Origin of the sequence: Staphylococcus sp. HMSC034G07, assembly GCF_001835975.1 — a bacterium.
Classification (GTDB): Bacteria; Bacillota; Bacilli; order Staphylococcales; family Staphylococcaceae; genus Staphylococcus; species Staphylococcus ureilyticus.
Genome location: NZ_KV826607.1, coordinates 155,050 through 175,719 on the forward strand (window position 1 = coordinate 155,050; position 20,670 = coordinate 175,719).

Annotated in this window: 18 protein-coding genes and 1 pseudogene; 11 read left to right on the plus strand and 8 right to left on the minus strand. The window is 33.0% G+C overall.

The genetic code is table 11. From position 1 onward, the window contains the following. The first annotated feature begins 76 nt into the window (after window positions 1-76). Window positions 77-2,026 (plus strand): purple acid phosphatase family protein, encoded by a 1,950-nt coding sequence (locus tag HMPREF2586_RS05995; protein WP_070657106.1) that lies wholly within the window; start codon window positions 77-79, stop codon window positions 2,024-2,026. Between the two features lie 444 nt (window positions 2,027-2,470). Here HMPREF2586_RS05995 and alsE read toward each other — a convergent pair whose 3' ends face one another. The 7 genes from alsE to HMPREF2586_RS06030 all read right to left on the minus strand — a co-directional run bounded on the left by alsE (window position 2,471) and on the right by HMPREF2586_RS06030 (window position 7,948). Continuing rightward, a complete protein-coding gene (alsE, locus tag HMPREF2586_RS06000; protein WP_070657103.1) occupies window positions 2,471-3,157 on the minus strand; it encodes a D-allulose 6-phosphate 3-epimerase in 687 nt (228 codons plus the stop codon). A 12-nt stretch (window positions 3,158-3,169) separates the two neighbouring features. Continuing rightward, entirely contained in the window at window positions 3,170-4,270 is a 1,101-nt protein-coding gene (locus tag HMPREF2586_RS06005) for a PTS fructose transporter subunit IIC (protein ID WP_070657101.1), read from the minus strand. A gap of 13 nt (window positions 4,271-4,283) precedes the next feature. After that, window positions 4,284-4,730, minus strand: coding sequence for a PTS sugar transporter subunit IIA (locus HMPREF2586_RS06010; protein WP_070657098.1), 447 nt, complete (start codon window positions 4,728-4,730; stop codon window positions 4,284-4,286). A 14-nt stretch (window positions 4,731-4,744) separates the two neighbouring features. Beyond that, window positions 4,745-5,062 (minus strand): PTS fructose transporter subunit IIB, encoded by a 318-nt coding sequence (locus tag HMPREF2586_RS06015; protein ID WP_070657095.1) that lies wholly within the window; start codon window positions 5,060-5,062, stop codon window positions 4,745-4,747. A gap of 5 nt (window positions 5,063-5,067) precedes the next feature. Next, the gene (locus tag HMPREF2586_RS06020; protein WP_070812683.1) at window positions 5,068-5,457 is read right to left on the minus strand and encodes a PTS sugar transporter subunit IIA; all 390 of its coding nucleotides are present in this window, start codon (window positions 5,455-5,457) and stop codon (window positions 5,068-5,070) included. Continuing rightward, window positions 5,450-6,922, minus strand: coding sequence for a BglG family transcription antiterminator (locus HMPREF2586_RS06025; RefSeq protein ID WP_070657089.1), 1,473 nt, complete (start codon window positions 6,920-6,922; stop codon window positions 5,450-5,452). Before HMPREF2586_RS06025 ends, HMPREF2586_RS06020 begins: the two co-directional genes overlap by 8 nt. A gap of 270 nt (window positions 6,923-7,192) precedes the next feature. Beyond that, complete coding sequence (locus HMPREF2586_RS06030; protein WP_070657086.1) at window positions 7,193-7,948, minus strand: DeoR/GlpR family DNA-binding transcription regulator; 756 nt, start codon at window positions 7,946-7,948, stop codon at window positions 7,193-7,195. A 191-nt stretch (window positions 7,949-8,139) separates the two neighbouring features. Here HMPREF2586_RS06030 and HMPREF2586_RS06035 point away from each other — a divergent pair. The 10 genes and pseudogenes from HMPREF2586_RS06035 (at window position 8,140) to HMPREF2586_RS06080 (ending at window position 19,198) form a co-directional block, all read left to right on the plus strand. Then, window positions 8,140-9,593 (plus strand): annotated as a pseudogene (locus tag HMPREF2586_RS06035) (CoA-acylating methylmalonate-semialdehyde dehydrogenase). A 15-nt stretch (window positions 9,594-9,608) separates the two neighbouring features. After that, window positions 9,609-10,427, plus strand: a complete 819-nt coding sequence (iolB, locus tag HMPREF2586_RS06040) for a 5-deoxy-glucuronate isomerase (RefSeq protein WP_070657083.1) — start codon at window positions 9,609-9,611, stop codon at window positions 10,425-10,427. A 15-nt stretch (window positions 10,428-10,442) separates the two neighbouring features. After that, complete coding sequence (gene iolC / locus HMPREF2586_RS06045) at window positions 10,443-11,402, plus strand: 5-dehydro-2-deoxygluconokinase (RefSeq protein ID WP_070657080.1); 960 nt, start codon at window positions 10,443-10,445, stop codon at window positions 11,400-11,402. A 13-nt stretch (window positions 11,403-11,415) separates the two neighbouring features. After that, window positions 11,416-13,329, plus strand: a complete 1,914-nt coding sequence (iolD, locus tag HMPREF2586_RS06050; RefSeq protein WP_070657077.1) for a 3D-(3,5/4)-trihydroxycyclohexane-1,2-dione acylhydrolase (decyclizing) — start codon at window positions 11,416-11,418, stop codon at window positions 13,327-13,329. Between the two features lie 16 nt (window positions 13,330-13,345). Further along, a complete protein-coding gene (locus tag HMPREF2586_RS06055; RefSeq protein WP_070812684.1) occupies window positions 13,346-14,365 on the plus strand; it encodes a Gfo/Idh/MocA family protein in 1,020 nt (339 codons plus the stop codon). Between the two features lie 10 nt (window positions 14,366-14,375). Continuing rightward, window positions 14,376-15,260: a myo-inosose-2 dehydratase gene (iolE, locus tag HMPREF2586_RS06060; protein ID WP_070657070.1), complete on the plus strand. Its 885-nt coding sequence runs from the start codon at window positions 14,376-14,378 to the stop codon at window positions 15,258-15,260. A 57-nt stretch (window positions 15,261-15,317) separates the two neighbouring features. Next, complete coding sequence (locus tag HMPREF2586_RS06065) at window positions 15,318-16,910, plus strand: solute:sodium symporter family transporter (RefSeq protein WP_070657068.1); 1,593 nt, start codon at window positions 15,318-15,320, stop codon at window positions 16,908-16,910. A gap of 7 nt (window positions 16,911-16,917) precedes the next feature. Further along, a complete protein-coding gene (iolG, locus tag HMPREF2586_RS06070; RefSeq protein ID WP_176747374.1) occupies window positions 16,918-17,916 on the plus strand; it encodes an inositol 2-dehydrogenase in 999 nt (332 codons plus the stop codon). Window positions 17,917-17,937: 21 nt separating this feature from the next. Beyond that, window positions 17,938-18,777, plus strand: coding sequence for a ketose-bisphosphate aldolase (locus HMPREF2586_RS06075; protein ID WP_070657064.1), 840 nt, complete (start codon window positions 17,938-17,940; stop codon window positions 18,775-18,777). A 31-nt stretch (window positions 18,778-18,808) separates the two neighbouring features. Further along, window positions 18,809-19,198, plus strand: a complete 390-nt coding sequence (locus tag HMPREF2586_RS06080) for a tautomerase family protein (RefSeq protein ID WP_070657063.1) — start codon at window positions 18,809-18,811, stop codon at window positions 19,196-19,198. Between the two features lie 430 nt (window positions 19,199-19,628). Here HMPREF2586_RS06080 and HMPREF2586_RS06085 read toward each other — a convergent pair whose 3' ends face one another. Then, a complete protein-coding gene (locus HMPREF2586_RS06085) occupies window positions 19,629-20,561 on the minus strand; it encodes a ketopantoate reductase family protein (protein ID WP_070812686.1) in 933 nt (310 codons plus the stop codon). Window positions 20,562-20,670: the final 109 nt, after the last annotated feature.

Here is a 20,670-nt window from a genome sequence, read left to right on the forward strand (position 1 = left end):
TAATACTATTTTGTTACGTTCGTGGTAATCAATATGAATTGGTAACTTAAAAAATAGATAGGAGTGGCGTTATTTTATGAAAAAAAGCACCTCGAGTATCATATTTACGATGTCTGCGGCAGGAATTTTTGTAGGGACACAAGATGCTAGTGCATCGGAAGTAGAGGATCAACAGAAAAAAACAGAAGAAATCAATGAAACGAATCAAAACGATGATACAATCACACAAACTTCAGATAAAGCGTTAGAAACAGAATCACTTGCTAATAAAGTAGCTAACATTGAGGGTAATGATCAGGAAGATGCAGCAAATGATACAAAGGCACAGTCAAAAGCAAATAATAATCAAAATTTAAGTGAAGATAATTTAACTTCATCTAAAAATGCCGATGAGGAAGTAGACCAAAATACACAAATTACATATAAGCAACAAGATGAAAGTAATAAACAAATACAACCATCTGATAATCAACAACAAAAAGAATCATATACAGCAGCGAAAGAACAACCAAAGTTACCAAGTCAATCGACGTCCAATCAGTATAACCCAGGAAATAATCAACAGTGGGAAAATGAAGCGGATAAAACTGATGATGCTACTTTAGAGCAACAGTACAAAGAGGAACAATTAGATAAAGGAACAACAGAAGATAATCATAAGTCGAACAAATCGTTAACATCAGATGAAACAGCTACAACAAAAAATACAAATCAGCAAAATCATCCACCTCAACAAAATAACAATGAGCTTACTAATCAGGAATCAAATAATAAAAAAACAACTGCAAAACAAACACAATCAAATGACCATCGTTATGCGATCATGACGATTGGTAAAGATAACACAGAAAAGAATTTAACTTGGTACCATGAATCAGACGAGCAAGGTTATGTGGAAATTGCAAAAGCAAACGAGCAGGGTGATTTTTCTAATGCAAGACGTCTTGAAGGGGAAACACATAAGGGTAGCAACACTAAACGTTTGTTAAATAAAGATATACCAAAAATGAATTATACTCATGCAACGCTGCCTCATTTAGAAGAAAATACAACTTACATGTATCGCTTTTTTAATGGTGTTAATGGAGAAAAATCACCGATACGTCGTTTTGATACGAATAATAATGGAGAAACGAATTTTATCGCAGTCGCTGATCCACAACTAGGTGCTTCGGGAGATTTAGTGGAGGATAATGCAGGATGGCAAAATACTGTGAATCAAATGGCACAGTTAAATAAAAATCCAGATTTCTTAATGAGCTTGGGAGATCAAGTCAATTTGCCTTGGGATGAAAAGGCATATAGTGGTTTTATAGAAGCCAAAGGGATGGAAAATTTCACAGTTGTACCTACTTTAGGTAATCATGATCGTGCCAATAAAGCTTATTCTGAACATTTTAATATTCCTAATTTGCAAAATGGTGGTAAAAACCTTGCGAGTTCTGATTTTTATTTTACGCACAATGATACACTTTTTGTCAGCTTGAACTCTGAAAGTTTAGATTATAAAGGGCACGAAGAGACGATGAAGCGTGCGATTGCAGATACTAAAGATCAAAATCCCAAGTGGATTGTCGCACTCACTCACAGAAATCCATATTCAGCAGGTAAACATTCTGATAAGTTAGCAACAAAAATAAGACGTGATAAATTTGCGCCGTTGATGAAAAAGTACAATGTTGATTTAGTATTAGGTGGACACGACCATTCTTATAGTCGTTCACATGTTATGAATGGTAAAGATGCTCAAGTAAAATGGGATGAAAATGGCGCAGCACCACAAACATACTCGAACCCAAACGGTACAATTTATGTAACATTAAACTCTGCTAGTGGTAGCAAATTCTATGAATTAGATGGAAAAAAAGATTATGCAGTTAAATCAATACAGGATAACCAACCTGCTTATACGAAAGTGAATATCACGAAGGATTATATTGAAGTATTAACATACCATGTACCACAAGGTAATGAAAAACTTGGTGACCCGATTGATCGTGTCCGCATTAATAAAGATGATAATTAAACATGTTTTCAGTTATGATATGACAAGTGATCATTTTATCAAAATATAGAGCGGTAAGTCATCGGGTTGTGTGACGTCACTATACGCTACCGTTGATATGAGTTGCGTATTGTAATTGTAATGTTGAGTTTTACAGTGTGAGTGTGATATATCGCAAGTATTCATTTTTACCTACATCGCAATTTTAGAGAAATACGATATTTAACACCTTCATGAATAAAGCATAGTCAGAGTTGCAGAACAAGTAACACTTGTTGAATATATAAATCTTTTACTGGCGAAGAAACTAGGAAGAAAAAAATAAACAACCCTTTTAAGGGTTGTTGGGAAAGTAGTACATATGGCTAATCTTCTCAGAACGCTTATCAGGGCAAGTCAGTAACAAAAGCTTATAACCGAACGGCAAACTACCTATTATTCGGGTTGTCTTCATTGAATTTACAGCTAGTAAATATGTTGTTTAGCGCTATTAAAATCTTGTAACATTTCATACCATGCTTTTTCAATATTTTCATTTAATCCAAAAAGTCCACTCCGTCCTAATATATAGATATCTGGTCCAGCTTTTTGAATCTTTTCAAATGTATTTTTATTTGATGATCCGTCCATTTCAATAAGATAATTGTAGTTATTATCATCTCTAATAACACGTAATTCTTGTATTTTTTCCAATGTACTATCAATGAATTTTTCACCTGCAAAACCTGGATCAACAGTCATGATTGTTACTTTATCAACTAAATCTATATAAGGCATTATGATATCAATTTTAGTTTCTGGATTTAAAACAACTCCAAATTTTAAATCTGCGTTGTGTACTTGATTGATTAAACGATAAGCAATGCCATTCATAACTTCTGCGTGTACACATATAAATTCACTTCTGATTTTTATTAATTGCTCTATCCATTGTGTTGGATGCGTTACCATTAAATGCGTAGAAATTGGTACAGAAGAAATTTTTTTAACTTGTTCAATAAACCATGGTGACAACGTGATGTTTGGAACATAGTGTCCGTCCATAATATCTATATGATACGAATCGACATGTTGATCTAAAAAAGTGATTTGCTCTTTAAATTTATCTAAGTCCATCGTCATTAATGATGGTGAAAATTGTGCTTTAACCATAAATGTCACTCCTCAAGAAATTTTTAGTTCATTTAAATCTATATCGTCTTCTTCTGTTTCTTCTTGTATATCATTGGATTCATCAATCGGTTTTTTTAAAATAGTGAGTACAAATGCAGTAACAATTACGTTAGCCAAGACGGCTAGGACAAAAGTAAAAGGTTGGGACATGGTAGGAAGCACGAGAAAACCTCCGAATGGTACTTGTGCATCTCCGCCTAACACCATAGAAATCGCACCACCAACAGCACCACCAATTCCAGTAGCAATAACACTACGGATAATATCATTCAATGCAAGAGGTAGCACACCTTCAACAATCTCTATGAGGCCCATTGGGAATGCAGTTTTCAGGGTTTCAATTTCGACTTGTTTGTAAATATTTTTTTTGAATAACTTAGCGACCCAATAAGCTAAAGCAAATCCTAACGGCGTAGCAGTATTAACGACAATCAATGCAGTTATAGGTTCATGAATGCCTTGAGCTTGTAAAGTCAAAACGAAAGCGAATACTGTTTTGTTAATAGGTCCTCCGAAATCTATACTAGCTAGTACGCCTATCAATAAGCCATAGAATAATTTAGAAGTGCCACCTAACGATTGTAAATATTCTGTTAACCAGTGTGTAAAAGCACCTATTGGAACGCCAATGATATAGACCATAATCAATCCACCAATGAGTGAAGCGATAAATGGAATAACAAGCATTGGCATAAGGCCTTTAGCCCAATTTGGTAATTTTACAAACTTAATGATGATTAATACAAGATAGCCTGTTAGAAATCCACCAATGATACCACCTATAAAATCAGCACCGACTGCTGTTGAGGTTAAACCTATTATTACCCCAGGTGCGATACCTGGTTTGTCTGCAATAGAATAGGAAATACCAGTAGCGATTATCACAGGTAATAATTTTAATCCAATGCCTCCTATTACAGCGAGGACATCCCAAAATGAATAACCTGCTTTAGTTAAATCAGTCGAGCTATCTCCACCGAATGCCATTCCTATAGCAATCATAAACCCAGCACCACAGACTACAGGGATAAGATATGAAATGGCTGTTAATAAATGTGTTTTGAAATTTAAATTATTGAAAAATGATTTCATAATCCTGCCCCCTTTAAGATGTAAGTACCTGTATGATTTCTTCTTTTCTTTTGGCGTTAAGTAATTTAGAATTTATTTCATCATTTCCTAATTTTCTAGCTATTTGTGATAATAATTTGAGGTGATCTGTTGAGTTTTCGGTTCCTATTGCAATTAAAAACACAATTTGAGCACCGTCATTGTCTAATGATTCCCACTCGACTTTATTATTTAATGTAGCAATTGCGACGCCTGGCTTCTGAACACTTTTACTTTTGCCATGTGGGATTGCTAGTAAATTACCAATTCCGGTCACACCTTCATTTTCTCTGTTATAAACATCATTTAAAAAAACATCTATATTATCGATGTATTGCTCTTTTTTGAACGATGCTGCTAAACTTCTTAAGATCTCTTCTTTGCTAGTATAATTAGATTTAGGAAAAATTATATTTTTATCTAAGATATTTGTAAGTTCCAAATTTTTCATCTCCCTTAACTTTTACTCACAGCAATTTCTTCTATTTTTTCTATTAATTTATTTGGTGATTTAATTGCTAAATCTGTAGGTATTTCAACTATTTTTTTTCCATCAAAACGCTCTTTATTTGCTATTTTCACGTCTATTGCAAGTAATACAATATCTGCATTACTTATTGCTTCTTCAGTCAATTCATTTTCCGAACCAATTGTTCCTTGTGTTTCAATTTGAATGGAATGACCTTTCTTTTTAGCTGCTTGTTCTAATTTTTCTGCTGCAATATATGTGTGTGCAATTCCTACTGTGCATGCGCAAACGCTTACGATATTCATATAAATTACTCCTTTGTAATCAATTTTTTTATATAATCTTCATGCGCTAAATTCCTCATAAAGATTCTTATTAAGTCTTTGTCACTGTCTTCAACCTTCATAGGCACTAGTATTAAAATAATTAAATCAATGAACTTGTCCTGCCACTTTATAGATGATGAATTATTTTTTACTAACACAATACGTGTTTGATAAACGTAAGATTCTTTAATATGAGGTAATACTACTTTTGGATAGATTTCTAAGTCGCCTTGGGCCTCTCTATAAGCAATGTCCTTTATCATTGTATTCTGTTTATCAATAACATTATCTTCAATAAGTAAGTTTTCTATATCATCTAAAATTTCGTACGTATTATTTGATTGTGTCGTTATTTCAAATAAAATTTCATCCATAATGAACACCTAATTTCGGAATAAGGGATTTTAATTTTTGTTGATCATTTTTATTAAACATTGCACTTACAACAACAACAGGAATAACATCGAAATTTTTTATTGAAACAGTAGAAATTACTAAATCAATATCTTTAATAATTTCGCTGTTGATAGTGTCTGATGATATGACATCTATTACTTCTATCTCAGGAATATTTTTCTCGATTTTGACACGTAGTAGCTCTGAAGTGCCTATGCCGGTAGTACAGGAGATAAGTGTTTTGATTTTTCTAGGATTACGTTCTATTTCTCGAGCAAAATAAAGTGTTAGAAATCCGATTTCATCTTCTGAAATATTTGGAATTAGCGTTTTAGAAATAGCAGATGTTTGAGAATATATTTCAGAATATTCAAACTTTATTTGATCTAATAAAGTGTTTTTAATAAGAATATGGTTCTCTATTCGATTAATCATTGGCTTTATATGTTTCATTAAATCAATACGAAATGTAGTATTAGAAAAATCACTGTTCAATCTCTTTTCCATAGGTATTATTAAATTGCTTGTAAAAGTAATAACGTCATCCGAAAAGTCACATTCGCTATCCTGGTTTGAAGGTGTCTCGTGTTCTACGCGATATGATGTTAGATATTTATATAAGTAGTCTTTTTCTATGTTAGGTAACTGGGAAGATAAGTACGTTTCAAAATTTTTGATAATGATATCACTGATTCTGTAATATCTTTGGTCTATTGTATAATCAGTGTCTTCTATATTTTTATGTTTTTTAACTTCATGTTTTCCATGTTTTCTAAAACGTAATATTAGAATATATAAGTGTGAAAAGATATTGATATTATATGGATACGGTATGCTAACATTGAGCGTTTTTTCAATCGTATTTATTTGGTTATAAACAAAAATTTTATCTTTTTCTTCTATACTTTTAGGTATACTATCTGATTTTTCAATCTCTAAGAACAGAGTATCCATACTTTGCATTAATGCATTTCTAATATCAGATTCCTCTCCTGAAATTACCAAGGTACGGTCTTTACGAATCAGTTTTAAATTAAATGGTTGTGCCATTTCTATAATTATTTTTTCATCTACGGATAACATACTTTCACTAATATAGAATTTATTAATGATTTGATTCACAGTCGTTGGTTTTGGGGAGCTTATTAATAGGTCCTTAAAAATTTCATTTCTTCTTTCAATAGGAGACATAGCTAACTTTACACTTTTGGATATTGTATTTGATTCGATATCCAAACTATTAAAGTCAGGATCTATATAAAAACCTTTACCTTTTTCTGAATAAATTTTTTTATTATCAGTAGAACCATTAATTTCATTGATTAAACGATAAATGCTTTTAGAAGAGATCGATAATAAATCAGCTAGTTCAGTTGCTTTGGTATATCCAGAGTTGTTTAATAAAAAATTTATAATCTTATTCTTTTTTTCCTCCTTATTCATAAATATTCCCTCCTCCATACATAAAGTGTATAGCAATAATTTGTAAGCGCTTAATTTAAAATTGTCCAATGCAATGGACAATTTTTTATAATCTTATTAATCATTATATAATATAATAGGATAAACGTTTATAAATGTTATTTAACATAAAATATAATGTTTTGTTAATTTGAGGGAAACTTCATTAATAGTTCAAAATAAAAAAATCATCTAATAAACAAGTTAAAAATAGTTTATTAGATGACTCATCATAATCTTTTAATAACATTACTAAAAATGAATGTCTATATTGTGCTCTTGGCAAAAATCGTTGATATCTTTTGGTGGTGTTTTGTCGGTAAATATTTTACTAATATTTCCCAAATTGCAGTATGTGAGTAAAGTGGATTTTCCCATTTTACTGTGATCGGCTAAGATAAATGTTTCTGAAACTTTGCTCGTAATATATTGTTTTATTAAATTTTCTTCCATTTCGGAATTAGATAACCCATTTTGAATATTAACACCAGTTGCGGACATAAAAGCCTTATTAATATTGAATTTTTCTAGCAACATATTAGAATCCATACCTATAAACGACCTTGTGATAGGTTTATATTTTTCTCCAATAATGAATAGTGTTACATTTTCAAATTGTGATGCTCTATTCATAATATCTAAACTATTCGTTATTATAGTGAAGGTCATATTTTTATCAACATAATCTAATAGATGTATTGTAGTTGTACCTGTATCAATATATATAATATCATTAGTCTTTATTTCATTAGAGGCTATTTCTCCAATATATTTTTTAGATTGATAATTTTCTATATTTCTTTTATAGTAATCCACAGCTTTATGTGAATCTTCAATGACTTCTATTCCACCATAAACCTTCTTGACGATTTTCATATCTACAAGTTGGTTAATGTCACGTCGAATAGTATTTGTTGAGACATTAAAAGTTTCACAGAGTTCTTCTATTGATGCTGTCTTATTTTTTTTTATGAAAGATTCAATTTCATAAATACGCTTAGCTTTCATATATGATTCCCCCATTTATTACAATATACCCAATATTTTAAAAATAAACAATCAATAATTATAAAACTTACTCAAAAGTTGACACAATTTTAAGAATATTATAAAGTTATCTCAACAAGTAACCAACACATAATCAAAATATGATTAAAAATTTGTAAGCGGTTACTTAAAAATGATTGGAGGATTTTATAATGGCAGAAATCTTAAAGAACTATGTTAATGGCGAATGGAAAGTATCGAAGAGTACAGAAACACTTGATGTGTTAAATCCTGCAACTAAAGAAGTAATTGCAAAGGTACCTGTATCAACACGTGAAGAATTAAACGAAGCGGCACAATTAGCACATGATGCGTTTCAAGAATGGAAAGAAGTGGCAGTACCTAAACGTGCGCGTTTGTTGTTCAAGTTACAACAGTTACTCATCGATAATAAAGATGAACTGGCATCAATTATCACTAAAGAAAATGGTAAAAACACTACTGAAGCTTTGGGTGAAGTGCAAAGAGGAATTGAAAATGTTGAATTTGCAGCAGGGACACCTTCACTAATGATGGGTGATTCTTTATCAAGTATTGCAACAAACATTGAAGGTACAAGCTATAAATATCCAGTGGGCGTTGTGGGGGGATTACACCGTTTAACTTCCCGATGATGGTGCCATGTTGGATGTTCCCAATGGCAATTTCTCTAGGTAATACATTTGTGATTAAGCCATCTGAAAAAACCCCATTATTAGTAAATAAACTAGCAGAATTAGTAGAAGCAGCCGGCTTCCCTAAAGGTGTGTTCAATGTGGTACATGGTGCCCATGATGTTGTTAATGGTATTTGTGAAAATGAGCATATTAAAGCAGTTTCATTTGTGGGTTCTAAACCGGTTGGCGCATATGTGTATAAAAAAGCAACAGAGAATTTAAAACGCGCTCAATGTTTAACTGGAGCGAAGAACCACACAATCGTATTAAATGATGCAGATATTGATACAGCAGTCAAAGATGTCATAGGTGCAGCATTTGGTTCAGCAGGTGAGCGCTGTATGGCTGCAGCTGTTATAGCAGTGCAAGCTGATGTATATGACGAATTCAAAGAAAAATTAGTACAAGAATCTAAAAATATTGTGATTGGTAATGGTATAGAAGATAACGTATTTTTAGGGCCAGTTATTAGAGAAGAAAATAAAGCAAGAACATTACAATACGTAGACGAAGGTGTGAAAGAAGGTGCCACATTAGTACTTGATGGTAGAGCAGACAATAAAGAAGACGGCTATTTTGTCAAACCGACTATTTTTGAAGATGTCACAACGGACATGAAATTATGGCAAGATGAAATTTTTGCGCCAGTATTATCACTTGTCAAAGTGAATAGTTTAAAAGAAGGTATCACGTTAGCTAACCAATCTGAATTTGCAAATGGTGCTTGCTTGTTTACAGATAGTGCATCGTCAATCAGATATTTTAGAGAAAATATTGATGCAGGCATGTTAGGAATTAATTTAGGTGTACCTGCACCAATGGCAATTTTTCCATTCTCAGGTTGGAAATCTTCATTCTATGGTTCATTACATGCTAATGGTAAAGACAGTATTGATTTTTATACTCACAGAAAAGTCGTTACAGCACGTCATGGAGATCCACAATTTTAAGGAGTGAAAATAGATATGGCTGATTTACTAAACAAACCAGTACATCATCCTTTAAGCGATGATGTGCAAGTTATCCACGATTTAAAACCAAACGACATAAATTTAAACTATATAGGGTTAAAAGTACTCGATATTAGAACGGGTGGAATTTATGAAGAAACAACTAAAGACTTTGAATTATGTATAGTGGCCCTAACAGGAAAAGTTTCAGTGTCAGATGGTTATGACACATTTAATAATATCGGTACAAGGGATTCAGTATTTGAAAAAATCCCAACAGATAGCGTGTATATTTCAAAGCAACATAATATAACCATCGAGGCTGTGACAGACGCAAGAGTAATATTATGTTACGCACCTGCTGATGAAATACGTGAGACACAGTTTATACCAGCAAGTGAGAATTCAATTGAAGATAGAGGTAAATATGCTAATAAGCGTCATGTACACAATATATTACCAGATACGCATAAAGCGAGTGAAAAATTATTAGTTGTAGAAGTATATACGGATCAAGGAAATTGGTCTAGTTATCCTCCTCACAAACATGACAGGGATAATTTACCAAATGAGTCATTACTAGAAGAGACTTACTATCATGAAATGAATCCACGTACAGGATTTGTGTTCCAAAGAGTATATACAGATGATTTGTCACTTGATGAAACGATGGCAGTTGAAAATAGCGATGTCGTAGTGGTTCCAAAAGGATATCACCCAGTAGCTGTTCCAGATGGATATGATGGTTATTATTTAAATATCATGGCTGGACCTAAAAAAGTTTGGAAGTTTTATAATCAACCAAATCATGAATGGATAATTGATCGTAAATAAAAGGAGTGCACATATATGGCTAACAAGAAACATATCGTGGCAATCGGTCGTGCTGCAGTTGATTTAAATGCTAAAGAAATTAATAGACCTATGGAAGAAACGGCTAGCTTTAGCAAATATGTGGGTGGTTCACCAGCCAATATAATGATTGGTGCTGCAAAGCTAGGATTAGATGTTGGTATGATTGCTAATGTATCTGATGATCAACATGGGAGATTTATTACGAACTATTTTAATGAAGTAGGTGTAGATACTTCTCAAATTCATATTGATGAAGAAGGACGTAAAATTGGTTTAACTTTTACTGAAATCAAAAGTCCTACAGAATCTAGTATTTTGATGTATAGAGAAGCAGTTGCTGATTTATATCTTGCTCCAGAACATGTAGATGAATCATACATTGAAAATTCGGAATATTTGCTCATTTCTGGAACGGCTTTAGCGCAATCACCTTCAAGAGAGGCAGTCTTAAAGGCTTTAGCGCTTGCTAAGAAACATAATGTTAAAGTGATTTTTGAATTAGATTACCGCCCATATAGTTGGAGAAATAAAGAGGAAACATCGATTTATTATGAATTAATTGCTGAACAAGCAGATGTAGTAATTGGTACAAGAGACGAATTTGACATGATCGAGCGTTACCAAACCCTGTCAGATCAAGAGATTAGCAATTTGCTATTCACAAGAAATCCTAATTTAGTAGTGATCAAACATGGCGTACAAGGCTCATTTGCTTTTGATAAAGCAGGTGAAGTATATGAAGGAAAAGCATTTAAAGCGAATGTTGTAAAAACATTCGGTGCAGGTGATTCATACGCAGCTGCCTTTATCTATGCACTTGTTACAGGTAAATCTGTAGCGGAAGCACTTCAATATGGCGCGGCATCTGCAGCAATTGTTGTTAGTAGTCATAGTTCGTCAGAAGCCATGCCAACTGTAGAAAAAATAGAACAGTTAATCAAAGAACAAGCTTAAGGTGGTGGTAAAAATGGTCAATACAGTGAGATTAACAACAGGTGAAGCAATCGTTAAGTTTTTAACACAGCAATACATTTACGTTGATGGCGAAGAAACACGATTTGTTGAAGGTGTAATGAATATCTTTGGCCATGGGAACGTACTTGGTATAGGTGAAGGATTGTCAAAATATCAAGATGAATTGAAAGTGATTCAAGGTAAAAACGAACAAGGTATGGCACACGCTGCAATTGGTTTCAGTAAACAAAGTCTAAGGAAGAAAATTTTTGCAGTAACGACTTCTGTTGGACCTGGTTCAGCTAATCTTGTGACTGCAGCAGGCACAGCGGCTGCCAACCATATTCCAGTGTTATTCCTTCCGGGTGATACATTTGCATCACGCCAACCAGATCCAGTATTACAACAAATAGAAAATCCTCAAAGTATTGGGATAACAACAAATGATGCACTTAAACCAATATCTAGATATTTTGACCGTATAACACGACCAGAGCAAATAATGTCGGCACTTATTAGAGCATTAGAAGTTATGACAAATCCGCAAACGGCTGGACCAGTTACACTAGCGTTGAGTCAGGATGTACAAGGAGAAGTATTCGATTTCCCAGAGACTTTCTTTGAAAAACGTGTACATTATGTCGATAGATTAGAACCATCTGAGCGGGCGATTGAACGTGCTTGCGAAGTGTTAAAAGCAGCTAAAAAGCCTTTAGTTATTGTTGGAGGTGGCGCTAAGTATTCAGAAGCACACATTGAAATCAAACAACTCATTGAAGCGCATAAAATACCTATGGCCGAAACACAAGCTGGTAAATCAACGATAGAAGCTTCTCACCCATTAAATTTAGGCGGTTTAGGTGTTACAGGCAATTTAGCAGCGAATGTTTATGCTAAAGATGCTGATGTCATTGTAGGAATTGGGACAAGATATTCTGATTTTACAACGAGTTCGAAGACAGCTATTAACTTTGAAACTGCCCAATTGATCAATATTAATATCAATAGAGTAGATGCATATAAGTTAGATGCAACACAAGTAGTGGGTGACGCCAAAGTGTCTGTGGCAAAACTCATGAGCGCACTAGGAGAACATCAATTTGATATCACTGAGGCCGTTAATAGTATTAAACAACAGTGGAACAGTGAACGTGCTAGATTGGCAGAAATTAATATTAATGTAGAGGATTATACACCTGAAATTGCCAATCATTTTGATCATGTAAAGATTAAGCAATACGTAGAAGCATTACAGACTGAGTTACCACAAACAAATGCATTAATTGCAGTAAATCGGACAATAGCTAAAAATGCAATCATTGTTGCAGCAGCAGGTTCTTTGCCAGGCGATTTAGAAAGATTGTGGGAAACAGATGATTTCAATACGTATCACATGGAATATGGTTACTCAACTATGGGTTATGAAATTGGTGCAGCAGTTGGTGCTAAGATTGCAGAACCTGATAAAGAAGTCTATGCGCTAATAGGGGATGGTAGTTTCCTTATGCTGCACTCTGAATTAATCACTGCACTCCAGTATAACTATAAAATTAATATTATTTTATTTGATAACAGTGGCTTTGGATGTATTAACAATTTACAAATGGATAATGGTAGCGATAGTTTCTGCACAGAATTCACAGATTTTAGTGGTAAACCATTAAACATAGATTATCAAAAAGTAGCTGAGGGTTATGGCGCGAAATCTTATAAAATCAATGATGTGAAAGCACTGACAGAAGTGATTGAGCAAGCTAAAGAAGAAACTAAATCTACGTTAATAGAAATTAAAACATTGCCCAAAACAATGACAGATGGATATGAATCATTTTGGAATGTAGGTGTTTCAGAGCATAGTGACAAAGCATCCATACAAGAAGCATTTTCAAATAAAGAAAAAATAATGAAAAACGCAAAACATTACTAAAGCGGGTGGAAAAGCTATGACAAAAATTAAAATAGGACAAGTGGGTCTCGGTAGATTAGGTCAAGTTCATGCATCAAATATTGTAAATCATGTTAATGATGCCGAATTATATGCAGTCGCAAGTGTAGTAGATGAAGAGCTAGTATACGCGAAAGAAAAATTAGGCGTTCAACATTGTTGTAAATCCTATAGTGAAATGATAAATAATGACCAACTTGACGCCGTTGTTATTGTTTCTCCAAGTGGGTTTCATGCAGTGCAAATTACTCAAGCTCTTGAAAAAGGTTTGCATGTTTTCTCTGAAAAGCCAATCGGATTAGAGTTAGAGAATATTAGACAAGTCGTAGATAAAATAGATGACAATCCAGATATAGTATTTCAATTAGGATTTATGCGTAGATTTGATGAATCTTATTTATATGCAAAAGAAGCAGTGGAAAATGGAAGCTTAGGAAAGATTACAGCAATGCGTTGTTATGGTATTGATCCTAGTGTAGGGTTAGATAGTTTTATACAATTTGCTAAAAATAGTGCAAGTGGCGGTATCTTCTTAGACATGTCAATACATGATATTGATTTAGTAAGGTGGTTCACCGGTTCAGAATTTAAAACGGTTTATTCCCTAGGAAATAATATTGCAGCACCTGAATTATCTGAATGTGAAGAACTAGAAACTGGTGCATGTTTATCAGAATTAGAAGATGGCACTATCGCATATTTTTTAGCAGGAAGAAACGCCAAGCATGGTTATCATGTCGAAACAGAAATAATAGGAACAGAGGGCATGATAAGAATTGGTAACGCACCAGAAAAAAATTTAGTAACTTTATATGATAAAAATGGTGTTGTAAGGCCTACATCAGGTCATTTTCCTGAAAGATTTAGATTTGCTTTTATTAATGAATTAAATACATTTGTACAATCAATAAGAAATAAAGAAAAAGCTTCTGTTACAGGTGTGGACGGTTTGAAAAGTACAGAGGTAGCCATTGCTATGCAATCATCCTTCGAATCTAAGAAGGTTATTACGTTATGAGGTGAAAAGAATGACTAGAAATATTCGTTACGCATGTGCTCCAATCGCATGGACGAATGATGATATGCCCGAATTAGGCAGTAGCAATTCATTCGAACAATGTATTAGTGAAATGGCGTTAGCTGGATACGAAGGTACAGAAATAGGTAATAAATATCCAAGAGATCCTAAAGTTCTAAAGTCTTATCTTGAGCCACGTGGTTTATCGGTAGCAAGCGCATGGATTAGTTTATATTTAACTTCTAAACCATATGAAGTGACAGAAACAGCATTTATAAAACATAGAGACTTTCTTTGTGAAATGGGAGCTAAAGTAATTGTAGTATCTGAGCAAGGCAATAGTATTCAAGGAAGGTTAGATAAAGCATTGTTTAAAGATAAGCCTATTTTCAACGATAAAGAATGGGGTTTGTTAATAGATGGTTTGGAAAAGTTAGGAAAACTTGCTCAAGAAAAAGGTATGGAAATTGTATATCACCATCATATGGGAACAGGTATACAAACTACAGAAGAAATAGACAAATTAATGGAACAAACAAATAAAGATAACGTCTCTCTCTTATTTGATACCGGTCATCTTGTAGTTTCCGGAGAAAATCCTATAGAGATTTTTAATAAATATGAAGATAGGATTAAACATATCCACTTTAAAGACGTGAGACAAGAAGTTAAAGAGGCAGTAGATACAGGTAATCAATGTTTTTTAGACGGCGTTAGAAAAGGTATGTTCACTGTACCTGGTGACGGTGTGATTGATTTTGAACCTATTCTAAATCTTATATATCAGTCAAGTTATAGTGGTTGGATTGTTGTTGAAGCTGAACAGGATCCAGCTATAGCAAATCCATTTATCTACGCTAAAAAAGCAAAAGAATATATGTCTCAATTTCAATAAAATCAAACAATATATAAGGGTGGGAGTAATTTAAGCTCCAAAGGGGAGAGAGTTATCATGAGTATGTTTGCAATAATTTCATTTATTACAGTAGTTCTACTAATAGGTTTATATGCGTTTTTAAGAAGTAGAAAAATCAATACTAAAAATTCTGATGGCTACTTCATGGGTGGTAGAAGTCTAACAGGTTTTACCATTGCTTCTACAATTATCATGACGAACTTATCTACTGAACAAATAGTAGGACAAAACGGTCAAAGTTTTATGGCAGGTATGGAAGTAATGGCGTGGGAAGTAACTGCTGCAGTAGCTATTGTTATATTAGCACTTTTGTTTTTACCAAGGTATTTTAAATATGGTGTAGACACAATATCAGATTTTATTGAAATGAGATTTGATACGTTTACTAAGAGACTGGTATCGTTACTATTCATATTTACATATGTTGTGTCATTTTTACCAGTTGTACTATACTCAGGCGCTCTAGTATTTAATAAAATTTTTAATATTGGTGAAATTTTAAATGTTAGCGATATGACTGCTGTTGTATTAATTTCTACATTTATAGGTATTTTCGGAATTATATATTTATTTATCGGCGGCCTTTCTTTAAGTGCTCACAGTGACTCTATATATGGTATTGGACTCATAATAGGCGGACTTGCTATACCTTTTTTAGGATTGGTCATGTTTGGTGATGGTAGTTTATTAAAAGGTTTCGATAAAATTATACAAAACACACCTGAAAAATTAAATTCAATTGGTGCAGTCGACTCAGATATTGTACCTTGGCCAACACTATTCTTTGGAATGTTTTTTAATAACTTATTCTTTTGGTGTACCAATCAAATGATTGTACAAAAAGCACTGGCAGGTAAAAACTTAAAAGAAGCACAAAAAGGAGCAATGTATGTTGGTATATTTAAAATATTTGGAGCATTATTCTTAGTTTTTCCAGGTGTACTTGCTTTCAATATGTTAGGAGATAAAATTACAAAACCTGATAATGCGTACCCTATGTTAATTAATGAGGTTCTACCAGGTTGGGCGTATGGTTTGTTTGGAGCAGTTATTTTTGGAGCAATTCTAAGTTCATTTGTGGGGTCACTTAATAGTACGGCAACCTTGTTCTCACTTGACTTTTATAAATCAATAATTAATAAAGAAGCAACAAATAAACAAATTTCCAGAATGGGCAGATTAGTGACAGTCCTTGTAGGTATTATTGTAGTAATTATCGCTCCAATGATTTCACTATTTCCACAAGGTTTATATGCTGTGGTACAGGAATTCAACGGTATTTATAACATGCCGTTATTAGTACTTATACTTGTAGGATTTTTTGTTAAACGTACGTCGCATCAAGGTGCTAAAATAATGTTTATTTCACACATAATTTTGTATGCGCTTTCAAAAGTTTTGCTATCAGATATACACTATTTATACGTATTAAGCGTATTATTTTTTATAGATTTATTTATAGTACTATTATTCAACAAATTAAAACCATCAGACGAATTTGATTTTAGTGTAAATTACGCAAAAGTAGATATAACACCGTGGAAATATAGATATATTGTAGGCGGTATTATTATTGTTGTTGTAATCGCAACTTATATCTTATTCTCACCACTTGGTTTAGCTCAATAGGAGGGTAATTATGACACTTACATTTGGAGTGATTGGTGCTGGCCGAATTGGTCAATTGCACATCAATAATTTACAAAATAATAAAAATGTGAAAATTAAATGGGTTTCAGATTTGTATTGTGACAAAATGTCAGAATGGATTGAAAAAGCTGGTGTTGAAAATAAAACTAAAGATCATATGGATATTATTAGGGATCCTGAAGTAGATGCAATTATTATTTGTTCACCAACTGACACACACGTTGATATTATCAAAGCAGCGGCAGCAAATGGTAAACATATATTTTGTGAAAAGCCAATTAGCCTCTCTTTGGAAGAAGCGGAAGAAGCTGTTGAATCGATACAAAAATCTGATGTAAAACTTCAGATGGGCTTTAATAGAAGATTTGATAAAAATTTTAAGCAACTTCAAGGTATTTTAAACAAAAAAGAGTTAGGGAATGTTCAAACATTGCGAATTACTTCAAGAGATCCTGAACCACCTCCAATTGAATATATAAAGCGGTCTGGTGGTCTATTTATGGATATGAGTATTCATGACTTTGATATGGCAAGGTATTTAATACAATCTGAAATTGTAGAAGTTTATGCGACAGGAGAAGCATTGATCAACCCAGAAATAGCAGATTATGATGACATCGACACTGCATTAATCACGTTGAAATTTAAAAATGGCTCTATGGCAATCATTGAAAATAGTAGAAGAAGTGTTTATGGGTATGACCAGCGTATAGAAATTTTAGGAGATTATGGCGCAATAGATGTAGGTAATGAACAGTCTTCAACATTAAATTATTATCGTACAGATGGTATCAGAAGGGATAATCCACCTTATTTCTTCTTAGAAAGATATAGTGACGCTTATAAAGTAGAAATGGATGCGTTTATAGCAGCTATTCAAAATGATACAGATGTCATCTGTTCTATTGAAGATGGATATAAAGCACAACAAATTGCTTTGAAATGTAAAGAATCACTGATATCAAATCAGCCAAAAAAAATATGAAGAAGGGTGTGATGTGAATCGATGAATAGAATTATACAAAAAGCTAAGGAAGAACATTACGCCATACCTCAAATAAATGCCAATGGGTTAATTTGGATAGAATGTATTTTGAAAGCAGCTGAAGTAACACGTTCTCCCATTATCATAGGAACAACGGATAAAGTAATTGAATTTCTTGGTGGCTATCAATTTATTTGTTCAACGATCAAAAATAAAATTAAAGCGATGGATGTAACGATACCAGTTATTGTTCACTTGGATCACGGTTTAACTGTTGAAAATTGTAAACAAGCAGTAGATGCTGGATACGATTCTGTAATGTTTGATGGATCAAAATTACCCATTGAAGAAAATATTAAACAAACTAAAGCAGTCGTAGATTACGCTCATAAAAATAATGTCATCGTAGAAGGAGAAGTAGGTGCTATAGGAGGTAATGAAGACGGTATAATTGGTAACGTAAAGTATGCTAATTTAGATGATTGTTTAAGATTAGCTCAAGAAACACATCTAGATACATTAGCGCCTGCACTAGGGTCAGTTCACGGAAAGTATCAAGGAGAACCCGATTTAGGCTTTACAGAAATGAAAGCCATACAAGAAGCTATTGATATTCCGTTAGTATTGCATGGTGCTTCAGGTATTTCAGATGAAGACTTATTAAAGGCAATACATTTGGGCCATGCAAAAATTAATTTCAATACAGAAATTAATATTGCCTGGAGCAATCAATTAAGACAAACACTTAATCAAGATAAGTCATTGTTTAATCCACAACAAATTTTAAACCCTAGTAAAGAAGCTATGGTAGAAACAATTCAATCTATTATTTATAAATGTACGTCTCATAATCGTGTATAGAAAATCATATATAGATAAGGAGGGTAAAATAATGCCATTAATAAAAATTGATTTGATAAAAGGAAGAGAAAAAGAAGAGATTAAGCAAATATTAGATATCTCTTATGAAGTCATGTTAGAAACTTTTAATGCGCCTAAAGGTGACAGATACCAAATTGTTAACCAACATGAAGATTATGAAATGAAAATTTTGGATACAGGTTTAGGTGTAGAGCGGACAAAGGATATAATCGTGTTTACAATTATTACAAGGCCAAGAACCCAACAACAAAAGCAACGATTTTATAGAGAAGTGGTAAATAAACTTCATGATGACATAGGTATACGTAAAGAAGACATCATGTTTAGTGTAGTTGAGAATACGGATGAAGATTGGAGCTTTTTTAATGGAGAAGCCCAATTTTTAAATGGTGAACTATAAAAGATTAAGTATTGAATATTCTTCAAAGTTAAAATAGGTTAGATGAAATAATTATTTTCTAGGGTGCTAATTTCTTTAATCTTTTAAGGGAATCAGTAGCCTAGTTTTTTTATTGATTATAAACTTTACTGGAATTTTCAGAGTAACGACTTTTTATACATTTACTTTACTAGAGTTAAAATAGTTTTAAAAATGAGTTGGGGTAATACTAGAGTAAAAATTATAACAATAGGAATATAAAATATTAAAATATCAGTATCTACTATTACTTATTAAAATGAGATTACTTTTAAAATGCCATTTATGTGAGTGCTATTAAATATTAAAAGAAAGATATTAGATTCGAAAATAGAGTATCAAACACAAAATAAAGACGAAGTGTTGAGAGACACTCCGTCGATATCATAATAATTACATTGACCTTTTGTAGTTATTGTAATTTTGACTCTAATTGATGTACAAGATGGGTGAGCATAGCATTAATAGGCGTAGGTATGTTGAATGTTTTTCCATAAGCAGCTATTTGCCCATTAAGGTAATCTATTTCTGTTAAACGTCCGTTTGTATAATCTTGATGCATTGATGGATAATGAAGGCCTTGAGCTTCTTTTGGATAAGCTGCTTCAACTTTTTTTAATAGTGCATGACTATCTAAATGAATACCTTTTGCTTTGGCAACTGCGACAATTTCTTCAATGATAGGCATAACCATTTCAGCTGAATCCGGATGATTATCAAATTCATAAATCGTTTTGTTTAATATCGTACATAAAGGATTTAAAACACTATTTAATGTAGCTTTAGACCATATTGCTTCGAATACATTATTACTAATTTGAGCATTCAAATTTGCATCATTAAGAATTTGAAGTATAGCATGCGTATGGTCATCGGTCTCACCATCTGCGCTTTGTAAATATATAGATCCTTCACCCTCTAATAATAGTTGTCCTGGTCCACGTAGACCTGCAGTCCACATCGTTACTGCTAGATAAATTTGAGATAAAGGGACGATTTGTGATAATCGTTCTTCATGACCTAAGCCATTCATCATACTCATTATAGCTGTATTTTGATGGATGCAACCAGCTTCTTGTAATTGCTGTAACATTGCTTCCGAGTGCATAGCCTTAGTCAAGATAATGATAAGGTCAAACTCAGTTGAAACATCTTTGGTTAAAACTGCTGGGATGTTGACTGAATAGTTATCCGTCTCTGTTTTAATGTCCATACCATCTGTATTAATACGTTTGACGTGTAATTCCCAATTATCAATAAGTGTAACATCATAGCCAGCTTCTTTTATGGACACACCAATTCGTCCACCCATTGCGCCAGCTCCTGCTATGCCTATCCTATACATCGAAACACGCTCCTTCGTTATTTTCAGTTTGAAAAATATTAAAATACAATTTAACTATATCATTTACATATATCGACAACAATATTGTGCAATTTATAATTTTTGAATA

Coding starts and splice junctions, on each gene's coding strand:
- HMPREF2586_RS05995 (WP_070657106.1), top strand. CDS start 77: ATGAAAAAAAGCACCTCGAGTATCATATTTACGATGTCTGCGGCAGGA.
- alsE (WP_070657103.1), bottom strand. CDS start 3,157: ATGGTTAAAGCACAATTTTCACCATCATTAATGACGATGGACTTAGAT.
- HMPREF2586_RS06005 (WP_070657101.1), bottom strand. CDS start 4,270: ATGAAATCATTTTTCAATAATTTAAATTTCAAAACACATTTATTAACA.
- HMPREF2586_RS06015 (WP_070657095.1), bottom strand. CDS start 5,062: ATGAATATCGTAAGCGTTTGCGCATGCACAGTAGGAATTGCACACACA.
- HMPREF2586_RS06020 (WP_070812683.1), bottom strand. CDS start 5,457: ATGGATGAAATTTTATTTGAAATAACGACACAATCAAATAATACGTAC.
- HMPREF2586_RS06025 (WP_070657089.1), bottom strand. CDS start 6,922: ATGAATAAGGAGGAAAAAAAGAATAAGATTATAAATTTTTTATTAAAC.
- HMPREF2586_RS06030 (WP_070657086.1), bottom strand. CDS start 7,948: ATGAAAGCTAAGCGTATTTATGAAATTGAATCTTTCATAAAAAAAAAT.
- iolB (WP_070657083.1), top strand. CDS start 9,609: ATGGCTGATTTACTAAACAAACCAGTACATCATCCTTTAAGCGATGAT.
- iolC (WP_070657080.1), top strand. CDS start 10,443: ATGGCTAACAAGAAACATATCGTGGCAATCGGTCGTGCTGCAGTTGAT.
- iolD (WP_070657077.1), top strand. CDS start 11,416: ATGGTCAATACAGTGAGATTAACAACAGGTGAAGCAATCGTTAAGTTT.
- HMPREF2586_RS06055 (WP_070812684.1), top strand. CDS start 13,346: ATGACAAAAATTAAAATAGGACAAGTGGGTCTCGGTAGATTAGGTCAA.
- iolE (WP_070657070.1), top strand. CDS start 14,376: ATGACTAGAAATATTCGTTACGCATGTGCTCCAATCGCATGGACGAAT.
- HMPREF2586_RS06065 (WP_070657068.1), top strand. CDS start 15,318: ATGAGTATGTTTGCAATAATTTCATTTATTACAGTAGTTCTACTAATA.
- HMPREF2586_RS06075 (WP_070657064.1), top strand. CDS start 17,938: ATGAATAGAATTATACAAAAAGCTAAGGAAGAACATTACGCCATACCT.
- HMPREF2586_RS06080 (WP_070657063.1), top strand. CDS start 18,809: ATGCCATTAATAAAAATTGATTTGATAAAAGGAAGAGAAAAAGAAGAG.
- HMPREF2586_RS06085 (WP_070812686.1), bottom strand. CDS start 20,561: ATGTATAGGATAGGCATAGCAGGAGCTGGCGCAATGGGTGGACGAATT.